At 63.5% G+C, this 15,782-nt stretch carries 13 protein-coding genes; 4 read left to right on the top strand and 9 right to left on the bottom strand.

Annotated elements, in window-relative coordinates; all coding sequences use genetic code 11:
• From E8A46_RS01745 to E8A46_RS01735, 3 genes are all read right to left on the bottom strand, one after another.
• Positions 1-235, bottom strand: a 235-nt coding sequence (locus tag E8A46_RS01745) for a hypothetical protein (RefSeq protein ID WP_291556567.1), incomplete at its 3' end; no start/stop codon positions are given.
• A gap of 569 nt (positions 236-804) precedes the next feature.
• Positions 805-1,278 carry a heme-binding protein gene (locus E8A46_RS01740; RefSeq protein WP_291556565.1) on the bottom strand — a complete coding sequence of 158 codons (474 nt, stop codon included), beginning with the start codon at positions 1,276-1,278 and terminating at the stop codon, positions 805-807.
• Positions 1,279-1,398: 120 nt separating this feature from the next.
• The gene (locus E8A46_RS01735) at positions 1,399-2,385 is read right to left on the bottom strand and encodes a tripartite tricarboxylate transporter substrate binding protein (protein WP_291556564.1); all 987 of its coding nucleotides are present in this window, start codon (positions 2,383-2,385) and stop codon (positions 1,399-1,401) included.
• Between the two features lie 293 nt (positions 2,386-2,678).
• Here E8A46_RS01735 and E8A46_RS01730 point away from each other — a divergent pair, with 293 nt between their 5' ends.
• The 4 genes from E8A46_RS01730 (at position 2,679) to E8A46_RS01715 (ending at position 7,199) form a co-directional block, all read left to right on the top strand.
• Positions 2,679-3,557, top strand: a complete 879-nt coding sequence (locus E8A46_RS01730; RefSeq protein ID WP_291556562.1) for a polysaccharide deacetylase family protein — start codon at positions 2,679-2,681, stop codon at positions 3,555-3,557.
• A 295-nt stretch (positions 3,558-3,852) separates the two neighbouring features.
• Complete coding sequence (locus E8A46_RS01725; protein WP_291556560.1) at positions 3,853-4,506, top strand: hypothetical protein; 654 nt, start codon at positions 3,853-3,855, stop codon at positions 4,504-4,506.
• A 105-nt stretch (positions 4,507-4,611) separates the two neighbouring features.
• On the top strand, positions 4,612-5,199 hold the full coding sequence (locus E8A46_RS01720; RefSeq protein ID WP_291556558.1) for a hypothetical protein: 588 nt from the start codon (positions 4,612-4,614) through the stop codon (positions 5,197-5,199).
• A gap of 314 nt (positions 5,200-5,513) precedes the next feature.
• Entirely contained in the window at positions 5,514-7,199 is a 1,686-nt protein-coding gene (locus tag E8A46_RS01715) for a HAMP domain-containing methyl-accepting chemotaxis protein (protein ID WP_291556555.1), read from the top strand.
• Between the two features lie 168 nt (positions 7,200-7,367).
• Here E8A46_RS01715 and glpK read toward each other — a convergent pair whose 3' ends face one another.
• The 6 genes from glpK to pimA all read right to left on the bottom strand — a co-directional run bounded on the left by glpK (position 7,368) and on the right by pimA (position 15,661).
• Positions 7,368-8,873: a glycerol kinase GlpK gene (gene glpK, locus E8A46_RS01710; RefSeq protein WP_291556553.1), complete on the bottom strand. Its 1,506-nt coding sequence runs from the start codon at positions 8,871-8,873 to the stop codon at positions 7,368-7,370.
• A 331-nt stretch (positions 8,874-9,204) separates the two neighbouring features.
• The gene (locus E8A46_RS01705) at positions 9,205-9,978 is read right to left on the bottom strand and encodes an SDR family oxidoreductase (protein ID WP_291556551.1); all 774 of its coding nucleotides are present in this window, start codon (positions 9,976-9,978) and stop codon (positions 9,205-9,207) included.
• A 122-nt stretch (positions 9,979-10,100) separates the two neighbouring features.
• Positions 10,101-11,243, bottom strand: coding sequence for a pimeloyl-CoA dehydrogenase small subunit (gene pimD / locus E8A46_RS01700; protein WP_291556549.1), 1,143 nt, complete (start codon positions 11,241-11,243; stop codon positions 10,101-10,103).
• A gap of 185 nt (positions 11,244-11,428) precedes the next feature.
• A complete protein-coding gene (gene pimC, locus E8A46_RS01695; protein ID WP_291556547.1) occupies positions 11,429-12,619 on the bottom strand; it encodes a pimeloyl-CoA dehydrogenase large subunit in 1,191 nt (396 codons plus the stop codon).
• Between the two features lie 169 nt (positions 12,620-12,788).
• Complete coding sequence (locus E8A46_RS01690) at positions 12,789-13,976, bottom strand: acetyl-CoA C-acyltransferase (protein ID WP_291556545.1); 1,188 nt, start codon at positions 13,974-13,976, stop codon at positions 12,789-12,791.
• Positions 13,973-15,661 carry a dicarboxylate--CoA ligase PimA gene (pimA, locus tag E8A46_RS01685; protein ID WP_291556543.1) on the bottom strand — a complete coding sequence of 563 codons (1,689 nt, stop codon included), beginning with the start codon at positions 15,659-15,661 and terminating at the stop codon, positions 13,973-13,975. The genes E8A46_RS01690 and pimA overlap by 4 nt, the downstream gene beginning before the upstream one ends.
• Positions 15,662-15,782 lie beyond the last annotated feature (121 nt).

Raw genomic sequence — 15,782 nt, 5'->3', positions numbered from 1 at the left:
ATTGCTTCGTCGCTTCGCTCCCTTGCGCAAACGCTTCGCGTTTGTCGCAGGCAATGACGACAAAACGCAGCTTCGCGATCTCGCCGCGCGTTTCGCGCGAGTTTTGCCAAAACGTCCCGCCCTCTGCCATCAGAGGGCGCAGGGAATGCCGGGCGCCTGGTGCGCCCGCAGCCGCGCGTGTAGTGTAGAAAGCACGCGCGTTAGTCACCACGGTCACACCGGAAACACCCGGCATTCCCCGCGCAATGGTTTTAACGGTTTCCTTCGTGCTCTCCCCGGTGACCGGGCTTTCTTGCCACCGTCACCCCTGAGAAGCTTGCTTCTCAGGAACTTGATGCCAGCGTCGGGGCATCAGGACCACACGACTTCGCCGTCCGCGTCAGCGCCGCTCGTCTCGCGTCGCCAAAGCGTCCACCGCATCCCGCACCAACGTCCGTGACGATCATGATACGCCCCTCTTGCGGGACGGGATGCGCGGAAAGATGCCTTTGATTTGGGGGTGAGATCAACGCCGTCGGGTTGCGGCAGATTGGCACGACGGGCAAAATCAGTGGGCTTCCTTCACCTCGCCCCGCTTGCGGGGAGAGGTCGGATTGCATGCAATGCAATCCGGGTGAGGGGGTACGACTGGTCCAGCTGGCAACAGCATTCGCGGAGAATCCCCCTCACCCCAACCCTCTCCCCGCAAGCGGGGCGAGGGAGGAGTGATTCATTTCCGCTGCGCTACCGTGGTCAATCCCCGCTCGGCGGGATCAATGGCTGCGCGATTTCCCCAAAACACCGGCCGCGTGCCTGACGGATCATCTATTTCGTCTGCCTGACGTTGACGCTGCGGCCCATGCCTTCGCAATCCTCGTCGGTTTTGAAACCCGCGGCATGGATGCCGAAGACGGCAAGCTCCTCATCCTTGTCTTCGGTATCGCCGGTCACGCCGACGGCGCCAACAACTTCGCCGCTGGCGGTGCGGATCAACATGCCGCCGCCTTCGGGAAAGATCTTGTCATCGGTGGCGCTGAGCAGATAGCGCATGAACGCCGGTTTCTCTTCGTTGCGAACGCGCACCAGCCTCGAGGGGCGGCCGAGCGCGAGCGAGGCATAGGCCTTGCCGAACGCCATTTCGAAGCGAACCATGGAACAGCCGTCTTCCTTCTGGAAGGCTTTGACGATACAGCCCGGCTCCACCACGATGACGCTCAAAGGGCGGCACGCCAATTCGGCGCCGCGCTTGATGATCGCCTCGATGATGCGATTGGCCTGTTCCAGTGTGATGGCGCTCATGATGTCTCTCTGTTGGCCCGGGATCTCTTTGTTTGAGCAAGACCTTATCGGAAAACCGGTTTCCACTTTGCGCTAACGCGGCCCTGCGGGTCCGGGTCATGCTCTGGATGATGCGGAAAGCTACTGGGGTTGCAAGCCTGCTGCCTCGATGATCGGGATCAGACGCTGCCGTTCGGCGGCCAGAAATGCCTGCGCGGCGGCCGGGCTTGCATCGGCCCTGGCCTCGAGCCCCGCGGCCTGCAGCGCCTCGTCGAAGTCAGGCCGCCTGATGACCGCTGCGGTCACCTCGGAGATCTGATCGATGATCGGCTGCGGCGTTCCCGCCGGCGCCAGCACGCCGCAGGTGAGTTCGACGACCAGCCCCGGAAGGGTCTCGACCGCCGCGGCGATGTCGGGCGCCGCCTTGAGCCGCGCCGGCGCGCAGACGGCGAGGATGCGCAAATCGCCCGAGCGGTGGAAATTCAAGACCTGGCTGGTGACGTTGGGGGTCATCATCGGCACCGCACCCGCGATCAGATCGATCAGGCCCGGTCCCGCGCCGCGATAGGGCACGTGCAGGATTTCGGGCGTGTGGGTGAGTTGCTTGAACAACTCGCCGGCGAGGTGGGTCACCGTTCCGGTCCCGGCAGAGGCATAGGACAGTATGGCCTGATTTTGCCGGGCGTAGTCGACGAATTCACCGAGAGTCCTGGCGGGGACGCGCGGGTGCACGACAATAGCGGTCGACGAGGTGGCGATCATCGACACCGGCGCAAAATCCTTCGTCGGGTCGTAAGGCGGATGCAGCATCAGATAAGGTGCGATGATCTGGCAACTGGTGTCGCCGAACAACAGCGTATAGCCGTCGAGTCTCGCGTGCGCCACGGCACTGGCGCCGATCACCCCGCCGCCGCCGCCCTGGTTCTCGATGATGACGGTGCCAAGCGGCGCCTTCATCCGTTCGGCCCAGTGGCGCGCCACCGCATCCACCACGCCGCCGGGCGCGTAGGGGACAACCAGCCGGATCGTCCCGGTCGGATATTTCGGCTGCGCCAGCGCAGGCTTGCCCGACAAGAGCGGCGCGACCAGTGCAGCACCTCCCCAGCGAATGCAATCGCGACGGTCCACCTTGGTTTCTCCCGATTTATTCGCTGAAGGGTTCGCTTTGACCGGCCATTCCCGGCGCCCTTCTGTATCCGGCAAGCCTATCGCGGCTTGAAACGCGGAGTCGAGGATCGATCGGCGGCCGCGCGGTCTGACAGCCGCGATCCAATGGATATTGACATCGGGGGATATTGACTGGGCGCGGCAATGACGGCATCAGCGGAGCCTGAACCTTTCGACGCTCAAAAAGGTCGCCGCATTCCACCCGCGCGCCGAAGCCCCCTCATGGTCCGGCCGCCAAAAACAAGGTCCCGCCGATGACAGCCCCGATCGCCGCTTCCGAAGGATTTGCCTGGCCGAACGGCGCGCGGATTGCGGTGGTGGTGACATGCCTGATGGAGAACTGGTCCGGCGACAAGGGCCCGCCGTTCTCGGTGCAGACCACCTCGCTCAAGCCGGGCACGCATGATCGCGCGGCGATGACCTGGGGCACCTACGGCAGCCGCAACGGGGTGTGGCGCCTGCTGAAAATTCTCAACGAGAACCAGACGCCCTCGACCTTCGTGGCCAACGCGCATTCGATGGAAATCGCGCCCGACGCGGTCGACTGCATGCTGAAATCCGGACACGAGATCGCGGGCCATTCCTACACCCAGGACGCGCTGATGGCCTATCTCGAGCCCGACGAGGAACGGGCCCTGATCGAGAAGTGCATCGGCGTGTTCAACAAGCTGACCGGCGCGCCGCCGAAGGGATGGCTGAGCCCGGTGCTGGCGCCGACCGCGCACACCGAAGAGATCATCGCCGAGACCGGCTTTCTCTGGTACGGCGACTACAACCACATCGACCTGCCGTTCTGCGTCGACACCCAAAAAGGCACGCTGGTGGCGCTGCCGCATTCGGATTTCGCCGATCATCGCGTGCTGCGCGGCAATCCGCGCGACTGGTACGACGTCTACAAGGACACCTTCGATTATCTCCATGCCAACGAGCCAACCTCATACCTCAACATCACGCTGCATTGCCATTTCGGCGGCCGTCCGCTGATGGCGGCCCAGTTCGACCGCATCCTGAAATATATTCGCGGCTTTCCCGACGCCTGGCTGGTCCGTCACGACGAACTGGCGCAATGGATCAAGAGCAACAACATCCGGGAATGGACCAACCGGCAGCGGTTCTTTGGACGGCCGGGGTGAGTTTCGGGCGCGCGGCGGATCGACCCGGGCGATCTTGTCGCCGTCGCCAAATGTCGACTACGGCCGGGGTTTGAGGGCGAGGCCGTGGAACCGCCGCCCAGCCGCAGCGCGGTATCGCTCGAAGGGAACGAATTCTTCGGCATCGAAAAAACTTCCTGGCTTTCTTCATTGCGAATGATGCCCCTCCCCTCGTCGCTCGCCAGCATCCCCTTCACCGGTCTTGGCCAGCCCTTTAGCTTCCAAACCAGGTGGCACCGGCTCCGGGGCCTGATGTTGACCCATGTCAAGAAGCCAGATGGCGGACATGCCAGAAGATATTCGGCTGGTAACTGATGGAGATGGTCAGATGGCTACGCAAAGCAATATCCACTTCTATGTGAATTGGGCCAAGGAACGCCTCGATGAAATGGAGGCCGTGCTGGCTTCGCTTGAAGGCAAAGTGGGCGAGGTGCAGGCTGACGCGCGTGACCGGGCCGATAAGGCAATCACTGGCCTGCGCAAAAGCCGTGATATCTTTCGGGACACCGTCAAGAAGCAGGCAGCCGCCAACGAGACTGCATGGACCAGCGCAAAGGCAACACTGGAGCCAGAGTGGAACTCGTTCGAGGCCGAGGTCAAGAAATACGTCGAGAGCTTCAGCAAGCAGGTCGAGCAGCAGCAAGCGACATTCAAGCTTCAGGCGGCGGCCCAACTGAAGGCGTGGCGAGAAGCCGCCGACAAGCTTGGCAGCGACACCAAACATTTCGCCACCGAGCGTCAGGCTGAAATCGATGTCGCCGTGAAGCGGATGCAGGTCGACGCCGGCGCCGCGGAAGAAAAACTCCAGAAGCAGCTTGACCAGATGGGTACACAATCATGGTCGGCGCTGATGGGCGTCTTGACGGAAACCCGTGCGGCGTTCGATCGCGCCAATCAAGCCGCGCGCGACGCGTTCAAGCGAGCTGCCTGATCAAGACAGTCGGTCGGTTCGGAGAAGCCGCCGGGAGGCGGTTTCTCCTGTCGATAACAAATTCGGTTCCTGAGAACGCCCGGCGGAGCAGCCGCGATGAACAGTATGGATGCCGGCCCCGAGGGTGCACGACCGGGCGACCCGCAGACCGCCGGCCGCAAAGGGCCGCCCGCAAGTTTCTGGATCAGAGAGCTGCCCTTCAGCCTGGTGTTGATCCTGACCTTGCTCGGCGTTGCCTACACCAGTTTTCTGCAGCAACCGCTCGTGGGCTATTGGGAGCTGCTGGCGCCGGTGATCGGGGTGGTGTGCGTCGGCTCCGGATGGTCGAGCGCCAACGATAAAAACGCGCGATTGCAACTGATAATTACGCAGGCGCTGCACTGGGCTGCGTTCCTGCTCGTGATGAATGTGATACTGTTGCCCAGTGTCCAGAGGATCCTCAACGCCAGTGCGACCGGGCTCGCTGTTCTCATGTTATTGGCGCTGGGCACCTTTACCGCAGGTATTCATGTCCTGTCCTGGCAGGTCTGTCTGCTCGGAATCATCATGGCGCTGTGCGTTCCGGCGGCTGCGTGGATCGAGGCTTCGGCCCTGATTATCGTGTTGATCGCGGCGGCGGCGCTCGGCATCGGCGTTGTGCTTTGGTGGCACTTGCACGAGAGGCGCAAGGCCGACCTGCGCCCCGGATTCTGATTGCGGCTTCAGGCAGGCTTCCGTTTTTGAACCAACAGCGACATTTGCCCTTATCAACCGGCGCGCGGGGCGCGGTTCGACTTCGATAGACCAAATTTGCGCCGCTGGGAGCATGGCCCGCTGACGTCCCGACCATCGCGCGGTCCAATTTTTAGGCGTCTGATGAAAAAATCAGCACCGCGCGTAACAGCCTTCGCTCAAAGCGCGCTGCCTGAATGGCAAAGTTCCGATCGCGCCCGTAATTTCCCTGAACGCAACTTCTTAATTTGTTTTCGGTAAACTTCTCCCTAGCCAATCCGATCGGACCTCCGGAGATGAATCGAATCACAATTTCGCGCGCCGTTTTTGCATTCGGCATGCTGACGATCGCCGGTCTTGTTGCCGTGATCATTGCAAGCAACTACGCGCTTTCCCAACTCAAGGTCGGCGGCCCGATATACGACAGGATCAAGCTTGGAAACGATCTTGTCGCGGACATTCTTCCTCCGCCGGAATACGTGATCGAAGCCTATCTCGAAGCGACCCTCGCGCTGCAAGATCATTCATCGCTCCCGGCGCACGCCGACCGGCTGGCCCAATTGAAAAAGGACTACGATGACCGCCGCGACTTCTGGTCGAAGTCCGACCTCGATCCCGCCATCAAGGCCAAGCTGGTCGAAAAATCGCACCGTGAAGTCGAGCGCTTCTGGACCGCCATCACGCAGTCCTTTTTGCCTGCGCTGGTCAGAACCGACGCCGCTGCGGCGGCCAAATCATACGCGGACATAACGGCGGCCTATACGGCGCATCGTGCCGTGATCGACGATATCGTCAAACAAACCAATGACGACAATGCCGCCACCGAAGCCGAAGCCACCAGGCGGGACAGATTCTTTACCTGGATTCTCTGGGGCATTTCCGCGGTCGTCTTCGTCGTCGTCTGCGCCGGAACAGCCGGTGTCGCAAGGGGCGTCATCCAACCGATCACCAGGATGACCCGCGTCATGGAGCGGCTGGCCGGTGGCGAATTGGAGAGCGATATCCCTTCCCTGGGCCGCAACGACGAGGTCGGCGCCATGGCTGGCGCGGTGCAAGTCTTCAAGGAAAACGCCTTGCGGGTTCGGGCCATGGAAGCCGAACAAACCCTTTCGGCCAGGAAAGCCGAGGCGGACAGAAAGGCTGCGATGCTGGAGGTGGCCGACGGTTTCGAGAAGGCCGTTGGAAATGTCATCAGGACGGTCTCGTCTGCCTCCTCGGAAATCGAGGCAGCAGCCGGCAGCCTGACCCGGACCGCCGAAACCACACAGCAATTGTCCGCGACGGTTGCGGCCGCATCCGAACAGTCGTCGTCGAACGTGCGGTCTGCCGCGGCGGCGTCGGAGGAAATGGCCTCTTCCGTCAACGAAATAGGGCGGCAGGTCATGCAATCCCAAAAGATTTCCTACGCTGCCGTCGAGCAGGCGGAGCGAACAAACATCCGAATATCCGAGCTGTCGCAATCGGCGAGCCGCATCGGCGAAGTCATCAAGATGATAACGGCGGTTGCCGAGCAGACGAATCTGCTTGCCCTTAACGCTACGATCGAGGCCGCCCGAGCGGGCGATGCGGGACGAGGTTTTGCCGTCGTGGCGTCCGAGGTCAAGGCGCTATCGGCGCAAACCGCCAAGGCGACCGAGGAGATCGCCGCCCAAGTAACGCAAATGCAGTCGGCCACCGAACATTCGGTCGCCGCAATCAGGGAGATCGGGAGCACGATCGCCCAGATTTCGGAGATTTCTACCGCGATTGCGGCGGCTGTCGAAGAGCAGGGCGCGGCGACGCAGGAAATTGCCCGCAATGTCCAGAATGCCGCGCAGGGAGCGACCCAGGTGACCAGCAGTATCGCGGACGTCAACCGTGGCGCGGCGGACACCGGCAGCGCGGCCGAGCAGGTTCACGGCCTCGTCGTGTCGCTGTCGGCGCAAAGCAGCCACCTCAGCAAAGAGGTTGAAAACTTCCTGCACAAGATCAGGGCGGCCTGACGACGTCGCCGGGCCGGCAGGCGTGATTGTTGCGGCAGCCAAGCGAACTAGAGCCGGATGGCTCTTAGTTGAATCGACGCATGCGCGAGTTCGGTTACCTCGCCCCGCCTGCGGGGAGAGGGAGCAGCGACTGATCGCCGCTGCACCTCAACCTAATCTCATTCCGGCCTAGCCTTCCCCCTCGTCGCTCGCCAGCAATCCCTTCACCGCCCGCGCCCAGCCCTTCAGCTTCCGCTCGCGCGTGGCCGCGCTCATCGCCGGCTTGAAGCGATGTTCCAGCCGCCAGTTGTCGGCGAATTTGGCCGGCTCCGGATAGACACCGGCAGCCAACCCGGCGAGATAGGCGGCGCCGAGCGCGGTGGTTTCCTGGATCATCGGGCGATCGACCGGGGCGTCGAGCAAATCGGCGAGCCGCTGCATGGTCCAGTCCGACGCCGTCATGCCGCCGTCGACGCGCAGCACGATGTTGGCGGCTTTGGCATCCGGCCAGTCGGCGCGCATCGCAGCCCATAAGTCAAACGTCTGGTAACAGACGCTTTCGAGCGCGGCATGCGCGAGCTCGGCGGGGCCGGTGTTGCGCGTCAGCCCGAACAGCGCGCCGCGCACCCGCGGATTCCAGTAGGGGGCGCCGAGCCCGACAAAGGCCGGCACCAGATACACGCTTTGGGTGGAATCGGATTGGTCGGCGAGCGGGCCGGTCTCGGCGGCCTGCCGGATGATGCCGAGCCCGTCGCGCAGCCACTGCACCGCGCTTCCCGCGACGAAGATCGAGCCTTCCAGCGCGTAGGTGCGCTGTCCCTTGAGCTGATAGGCGATGGTGGTGAGCAGCTTGTTTTTCGAGGCGACCGGCGTGGCGCCGGTGTTGAGCAGCGCAAAGCAGCCGGTGCCGTAGGTCGATTTGATCATGCCCGGCGAGAAACACGCCTGACCGATGGTGGCGGCCTGCTGGTCGCCGGCGATGCCGGAAATCGCGATACTGCCGCCGAACAGGTCAGGCACGCTGTCGCCGAAATGGTGCGAGGAATCCTTCACCTCCGGCAACATCGAGCGCGGCACGCGCAGGATATTCAGGAGATCGTCATCCCACTCCCCGGTGTGGATGTCGAACAATAGCGTGCGCGAGGCATTGGTGGCGTCGGTGGCGTGGACGCGGCCGGCGGTGAGACGCCACAACAGATAACAATCGACGGTGCCGAACAACAGCTCGCCGCGTTCCGCCCGCGCCCGCGCGCCGGGCACGTGGTCGAGGATCCAGGCGACCTTGGTGCCGGAAAAATAGGGATCGATGATCAGGCCGGTTTTCGCGGAGATCGCGGGCTCGTGGCCTTCGCTCTTCAATCTGGCGCAGATATCGGCGGTGCGGCGGTCCTGCCAGACGATGGCGCGGTGCACCGCCTGGCCGGTGGCGCGGTCCCACACCACGGTGGTCTCGCGCTGGTTGGTGATGCCGATCGCGGCGATGTCCTTGGCCGTAACATCAGCCTTCTTCAGCGCCTCGCGGCAGGTGGCGATGGTCGAAGTCCAGATGTCCTCCGGCTCGTGCTCGACCCAGCCCGACGCCGGAAAATGCTGCGGAAACTCCTGCTGCGCGACGCCTGCGATCGTGATGTCGCTGCGAAACACGATGGCGCGCGAGGAGGTGGTGCCCTGATCGATGGCCAGCACAAAGGACATGATGTTTTTCCTGGCGGTTTTTCCTGGCGGTTTTTTTGGCGTTGCTTCCCGGGATGTTGGTTGGGCCAAGGCAAGCGGATTGGGGGAACAAGGTCAATATGATGACGCTCTACTCTGCTCCCCTCCCCCCGCGCAGCGGCGGGGAGGGGTTGGGGGTGGGGGGCCGCGCCGCATTCACCAAGGCTGCTTAGCTTGCGGAAGCACCCCCCGCCCCCAACCCCTCCCCACCACTCGCTTCGCTCGCGGGAGGAGGGGAGCGCATTGTGCCTGGCGCTAAGAGCAAGCTTCGCTCGTATGGGTCCCGCGAAGTGCGGGGCGACGGAGAAGAAAACTACACCGACGCCGTCGTCACCCCGCCGTCAACGACGATGGTCTGGCCGGTCATGAAGCTCGAGGCGTCGGAGCCGAGATAGGCCACCGCGCCGGCGATCTCGTCGGGCTCGCCGATCCGGCGCAACGGCGTGGTGGCGCAGCGGCGTTTCAGGCGTTCTTCGTCCTCCCACAAGGCGCGGGCGAAATCGGTCTTGACGAGGCCGGGCGCGACGCAATTGACGCGGACGCCTTTCGGGCCCCATTCGCCGGCGAGGCTGCGGCACAAGGCGAAATCCGCCGCCTTGGAAATTCCGTAGGCGCCGATCACGGTCGAGCCACGCAGCCCGCCGATCGAGGAGATGATGACCACCGAGCCCTTGCCGCGCGCGGCCATCGCCGGAATCGCCAGCTGGCAGAGCCAGATGTTGCTCTTGACGTTGGAGGCCATGATCTTGTCGAAGGCCTCGTCCCTGATGTCGAGCAGCGGGCCGTAATAGGGATTGATGGCCGCATTGCAGACCAGGATGTCGATCTTGCCGTAATGGCCGGTCGCGCCCGAAATCAGCGCCTCGACCTCCTCGCGGCGCGAGATGTTGCAGGCGATGACGTGGGCATCGCCGCCAGCCTCGCGGATGCCATCAGCCACTTCCTCGCAGGCCTCACGCTTGCGGCTCGAGACCACCACTTTGGCACCGAGTTTGGCCAGGAGCTCGGCCGAGGAACGACCGATGCCGCGGCTGGACCCGGTGATGACGGCGACCTTGCCTGAGAGATCGAACGGGGTGTTTTTCATGGTGGGTTCCTTGGTCATCATTCTTCCCGTCATTGCGAGCGAAGCGAAGCAATCCATCTCGCCACGAAAGGAAAGAATGGATTGCTTCGTCGCTTGCGCTCCTCGCAATGACGGTGGAGGTCCTACACCAGCCCGCCGCTCTCGGTGACGCGGCGCAGATGATAGTCGGTGTCGCCGAAGGTGTTCTCGATCATGGTCAGCCGCTTGAAGTAGTGGCCGATCTTGGCCTCCATGGTCATGCCGATGCCGCCATGCAGCTGGATCGCCTGCTGGCCGACGAATTTCGCGGATTTCCCGATCTGCACTTTGGCCGCCGCGACCGCGGTGGCGCGCTCCTTGGCGTCGTCGAAATCCGATGCCATGGTCGCGAACATCGACATGCTGCGGGCCTGCTCGACGGCGACGAACATGTCGGCGGCGCGGTGCTGCAGGGTCTGGAAGCTGCCGATCGGCACGCCGAACTGTTTTCGCGTTTTCAAATACTCGACCGTGCTCTTGAGCGATTCATCCATCACGCCGACGGCCTCGGCGCACATCGCAATGCGCGCCTCGTCGACCACGCGCTCGATCAGGGCCAGGCTGTCCTCGGGATCGCCGATCGCGGCATCGCTGCCGACCTCGACGCCGGTGAAGGTGATGTCGGCGGCGTGCAGGCCGTCCTGGGTCGGATAGCCCTTCTTCGCCACGCCCTTGGCGTCGCCCGGCACCAGGAACACGCCGATGCCGTTGGTGTCGCGCTGGCTGCCCTTGGTCCGCGCGGTGACGATCAGGGTATCGGCGGCCTCGCCATTGAGCACGACGAATTTCTCGCCGTCGATGACCCAGCCTGCACCCTTCTTCTTGGCTGAAGTAGCGACGTCGTAAAGATCGTAACGCGAATTCTTCTCAAGCTGCGCGAAGGCAAAGCTCCTGGTTCCGTCGATGATGCCGGGAATCTGCGCCGCCTTCTGCGCGGCCGAGCCGCCGCGCCGCAGCAGGCCGCCGCCGATCACCACGGTGGCGAGATAAGGCTCCAGCACCAGCGCCTTGCCGAGCGCCTCCATCACGATCATGGTCTCGATGGCACCGGCGCCGAAGCCGCCGTCGTCCTCGGAGAACGGCAAGCCGAGCAGCCCCTGCTCGGCGAACTTGCCCCAGATCGCCTTGCTCCAGCCGCCCTTCTCTTTCATGTATTTCTTGCGGGCATCGAAATCGTAGGCGTCGCCGAGCAGCCCATCGACACTTTCCTTGAGGAGCCGCTGCTCCTCCGACAGATCGAAATCCATTTTACAGTCTCTCCGAAATCGACGTGAGCTATTGCCCCGGCCGTCGCCCAACATTCCATTGTCATTCCCGCGAAAGCGGGGATCCAGTGATCACAACCACCACTCGTCAGCACGACCGCCGCGGCGTACTGGGTCCCGCGCATTCGCGGGGGACGACGCCAGTTGTTATCGGCGTGCTGTGTCGCCTACAGCCCCAGCACCGCCTTGGTGATGATGTTGCGCTGGATCTCGTTGGAGCCGCCGTAGATCGAGACCTTGCGGTTGTTGAAATAGCTCGGCGCGATCTGCGCGGTCCAGTCCATCGCCTCGTTGCTGCCGTCGTCGCCATGCTCGTCGAAGGGGGCTGCGAACGGCCCGATCACCTCCATCAGAAGCTCGGTGGTGGCCTGCTGGATTTCCGAGCCCTTGATCTTGAGGACCGAGGAGGCGGGATTGGGCTTGCCCTTGCCGTGCTTGCCTTCGTCGGCGACGACGCGAAGCTGCGTCAGTTCGAGCGCCTTGAGCTCGATCTCGACCGCGGCGAGCTTTTCGCGAAAACCCTGGTCGGCCATCACCGGCTTGCCGCCGGATTCGACCTTGGACGCCAGATCCCGAATGCGGCGAATCCGCTCCTTGGAAACGCCGACGCGGGCGATGCCGGTGCGCTCGTTGCCGAGCAGGAACTTGGCGTAGTCCCAGCCCTTGTTTTCCTCGCCGACCAGATTTTCAACCGGCACCTCGACGTCATCGAGGAACACCTCGTTGACCTCAAAGCCGCCGTCGATGGTCTGGATCGGACGCACCGTGATGCCCTTCGACTTCATGTCGATCAGGATGAACGAAATGCCGGTCTGCTTCTTGGCCGCGGGATCGGTGCGGCACAGGCAGAAGATCCAGTCGGCATATTGGGCGAGCGTGGTCCAGGTCTTCTGGCCGTTGACGATGTATTTGTCGCCCTTGCGCTCGGCCTTGGTCTTCAGCGACGCGAGGTCGGAGCCCGAGCCGGGCTCGGAAAAGCCCTGGCACCACCAGTCGTCAACATTGGCGATGCGCGGCAGATAGTGCTTCTTCTGTTGTTCATTGCCGAAGGTATAGATCACCGGCCCGACCATGCTGACGCCGAAGGCGAGCGGCGCCGGCGCCGGATGCATCTGCAGCTCCTCGTTGAAGATGTAGTGCTGCACCGAGGTCCACCCCGTGCCGCCATATTCCTTCGGCCAGTGCGACACACCCCAGCCTTTCCTGTTGAGGATGCGCCACCAGTCGACCATCTCGTCCTTTGAGAGATGACGGCCCTCCTGCAATTTCTGCCGCGTCGAAGGCGGCACGTGGTCCCTGAAGAAGGCCCGCACCTCGTCCCGAAACGCCACTTCTTCCTTGCTGAAGCTGAGATCCATCGGATCCTCCTGTGAGCGAATGAATTTCTCTCCCGGGGTCGTCCCTGCGAAAGCAGGGACCCATAACCACCGGTCTTTGTTGGTAACAATGGCGTCTACCCCAACGCCAAAAGCGACACCTCGCGGTATGGGTCCCGGCTCGCGCTTCGCTTGGCCGGGACGACAGCTGTTACTGCACCACCTCGAACAAACCGGCGGCGCCCATGCCGCCGCCGACGCACATGGTCACCACGACATATTTGGCCTTGCGGCGGCGGCCCTCGATCAGGGCGTGACCGGTGAGACGCGCGCCCGACATGCCGTAGGGATGGCCGACCGCGATCGCGCCGCCATCGACGTTGATCTTTTCGGGATCAATGCCGAGCTTGTCGCGGCAATAAAGCACCTGCACCGCGAAGGCCTCGTTCAGCTCCCAGAGATCGATATCGTCGACCTTCAGGCCATGGCGCTTGAGCAGCCGCGGCACCGCGAACACGGGACCAATGCCCATCTCGTCCGGTTCGCAGCCGGCGGCGACGAAGCCGCGGAAGATGCCGAGCGGCTTCAGGCCGCGCTTCGAAGCCTCCTTGTCGCTCATGATCACGGACGCGCTGGCGCCGTCCGACAGCTGGCTGGCATTGCCGGCCGTAATCGTAAAGCCGTCGCCGCGCACCGGCTTCAAGGCGGCGAGGCCTTCGGCCGTGGTTTCCGGCCGCGGCCCCTCATCCTTCGAGAAGGTGACCTCCTTGAACGAGATTTCGCCGGTCGCCTTGTCGGCGACGCCCATCGTGGTGGTGATGGCTGCGATTTCGTCGTTGAACTTGCCGCCCTGCTGTGCGGCGGCGACCCGGCGCTGGCTCTCCAGCGAGTATTCGTCCTGCCGCTCGCGCGAAATGCCGTAGCGCCTGGCGACGACCTCGGCGGTGTCGATCATCGGCATGTAGACTTCGCCCTTGATTTTCAGCAGCGCCGGATCCTGGGCGTGAAATGCATTCATCTTGTCGTTCTGCACCAGACTGATGGATTCGCCGCCGCCGCCGACCGCGATCTCGACGCCGTCGAAGATCACCGAACGCGCCGCGAGTGCGATCGCCTGCAGCCCCGACGCGCATTGCCGGTCGATCGTGGTGCCGCCCACCGTGACCGGAAGCCCGGCGCGCAGCAGCGCCTTGCGGGCGATGTTGCCGCCGGTCGAGCCCTGCTGCAGGGCGGCGCCCATCACCACGTCCTCGACCTCCGCGGGATCGAGCTTGGCCCGCGCCACCGCCTGACCGATGGCGTGACCGAGCAGGGTTGCCCCTTCGGTGGCGTTGAGCGCGCCGCGATAGGCCTTGCCGATCGGGGTGCGGGCGGTGGAGACGATAACGGCGTCGGTCATGGGCGACCTCCTGTTGCAAGTTGTGGTTGTCTGGGCTGCGCTGGCGAAGATCGCTGATTGCGCAATTCATGGCGCGAGAGTTTGCCGACCGGGGTTCGCGGCAGTTCATCGACGAAATCGAGTGCTGCGGGAATCTCGTGCTTGCCGAGCTTGCCGGCCAGGAACGCCTTCAGCTCATCCAGCGAGAACGGACCCGCGCCCGCGCGTAGTTTGACAAAGGCCTTCGCCGCCTCGCCGCGGTAATCGTCGGGAATGCCGATCACGATCACTTCCTGCACCGCGGGATGTTCATAGATCGCCTGCTCGATCATCTGCGGGTAGACATTGAAGCCGCCGGAAATGATCATGTCCTTCTTGCGGTCGACCAGGTAGAAATAGCCGTCGCTGTCCATGTAGCCGATATCGCCGGTCAGGAAACGATCGCCGACAAACGCCTCGGCGGTTTCCGTTGGCCTGTTCCAGTAGCCTTTTGTCACATTCGGTCCGCGAATCCGGATCTCACCGACTTCGCCCGCGGGCAAGACTTTCGCGGGATCATCGAGCGCGACCACATCCATTTCGATGCCGGGCAGCATCAACCCGATCGACCCCGGCTTGTCCGGCCCCTCCTGCGGATGGCCGGTGCCGGGCGAGCAGGTCTCGGTCATGCCCCAGCCGCTCTTCAGCTTCATGCCGACCTTGCGCTCAAAGACTTTCGCGACCTCGACCGGCAGCGGCGCGCCGCCGGAGCCGCAGCTCACCAGCGAGGAAAGATCGCGCTTGTCGAGATCGGGAAGGCTCGCGATCGCGATCCACATCGTCGGCACGCCGGGAAACGCGGCGGCGCGCTTGACCTCGATATCGCGCATCACGGCTTCGACGTCGAAGCGCTGGTGCAGCGAGATCAAATTGCCGCGCCGGATCGAGGTCAGCATCACCACCGTCAGCGCGAAGATGTGAAACAGCGGCAGCACGCAGATCACGCGCTCGATGGCGTTGCGCCTTTCGCGCGCCGGCCTGCCCCAGACATCATAGATCGATACCGCGGAGGTCAAGTTGCCGTGGCTCAGCATTGCGCCTTTCGGCAGTCCGGTGGTGCCCCCGGTATATTGCAGCAGCGCCACGTCGTCGGGCGAGATGGTCGGCCATTGCGCCGGCAGCACTGCGCCTTGCGCAAACCCTGCAAACGTCGTGATCGCGGGGTGATCCGGGATCGGCGTATGCGGATTGCCGACCGCGCCCCAATGGTCGTCCTCGCAGACGATGAGCCGATCGAGCAGGCCCTTTTCCAGGAATTTCAGCGCCGTCGGCAGCAGCGTCGCGAGATCGCTGGTGACGAGAATGCGCGCGCAGCTGTCGCTCAATTTATGCGACAGCGCGCGTTCGCCATCGAGCGGGGACAAATGCACGACACGGGCGCCGGCCTTCAGCGCGCCGAAAAAGTTCACGGGATGGTCGGGCGAGTTGCCGAGGAACAGCGCCACCGACGTGTTCTTGCCGTAGCCGGCACCGAGATAGGCTGAAGCTGCGACCTCGACCAGCGCTTCCAGCTCGATGTAGCTGATGGCGCGGTCGCGAAACTCAAAGGCCGGCCGGCCGGCGTAATCGGCGACCGCCTTCGACAGCAAATCCGGCAGCGTTCCCCGCGCGATCGGATCGTCCCAGTGGACGCCTTCCGGATAGAATTTTTCGCCGGGACGGGTCATGGGCGCGGTGCCGACGGTAAGGTGGGCAGGGCTGCGCGGGCTCCCCTCCCCCTTGCGGGGAGGGGTTGGGGAAGGGGGTCCACACGGGCAGTCCCGATGCGGCCACCCCCCTCCCTAACCC

Source organism: Bradyrhizobium sp. (assembly GCF_004799445.1).
Classification (GTDB): Bacteria; Pseudomonadota; Alphaproteobacteria; order Rhizobiales; family Xanthobacteraceae; genus Bradyrhizobium.
The sequence above is the reverse complement of the archived record's forward strand: the minus strand, read 5'-3'. Positions and strand labels throughout refer to the sequence as shown.

Bases quoted from the DNA above. Each gene is read 5' to 3' on its own strand.
- E8A46_RS01725 (WP_291556560.1), top strand. From the start codon at position 3,853: ATGGCGGACATGCCAGAAGATATTCGGCTGGTAACTGATGGAGATGGT.
- E8A46_RS01690 (WP_291556545.1), bottom strand. From the start codon at position 13,976: ATGACCGACGCCGTTATCGTCTCCACCGCCCGCACCCCGATCGGCAAG.
- E8A46_RS01740 (WP_291556565.1), bottom strand. From the start codon at position 1,278: ATGAGCGCCATCACACTGGAACAGGCCAATCGCATCATCGAGGCGATC.
- E8A46_RS01720 (WP_291556558.1), top strand. From the start codon at position 4,612: ATGGATGCCGGCCCCGAGGGTGCACGACCGGGCGACCCGCAGACCGCC.
- pimD (WP_291556549.1), bottom strand. From the start codon at position 11,243: ATGGATTTCGATCTGTCGGAGGAGCAGCGGCTCCTCAAGGAAAGTGTC.
- pimC (WP_291556547.1), bottom strand. From the start codon at position 12,619: ATGGATCTCAGCTTCAGCAAGGAAGAAGTGGCGTTTCGGGACGAGGTG.
- E8A46_RS01715 (WP_291556555.1), top strand. From the start codon at position 5,514: ATGAATCGAATCACAATTTCGCGCGCCGTTTTTGCATTCGGCATGCTG.
- glpK (WP_291556553.1), bottom strand. From the start codon at position 8,873: ATGTCCTTTGTGCTGGCCATCGATCAGGGCACCACCTCCTCGCGCGCC.
- E8A46_RS01730 (WP_291556562.1), top strand. From the start codon at position 2,679: ATGACAGCCCCGATCGCCGCTTCCGAAGGATTTGCCTGGCCGAACGGC.
- E8A46_RS01705 (WP_291556551.1), bottom strand. From the start codon at position 9,978: ATGAAAAACACCCCGTTCGATCTCTCAGGCAAGGTCGCCGTCATCACC.
- pimA (WP_291556543.1), bottom strand. From the start codon at position 15,661: ATGACCCGTCCCGGCGAAAAATTCTATCCGGAAGGCGTCCACTGGGAC.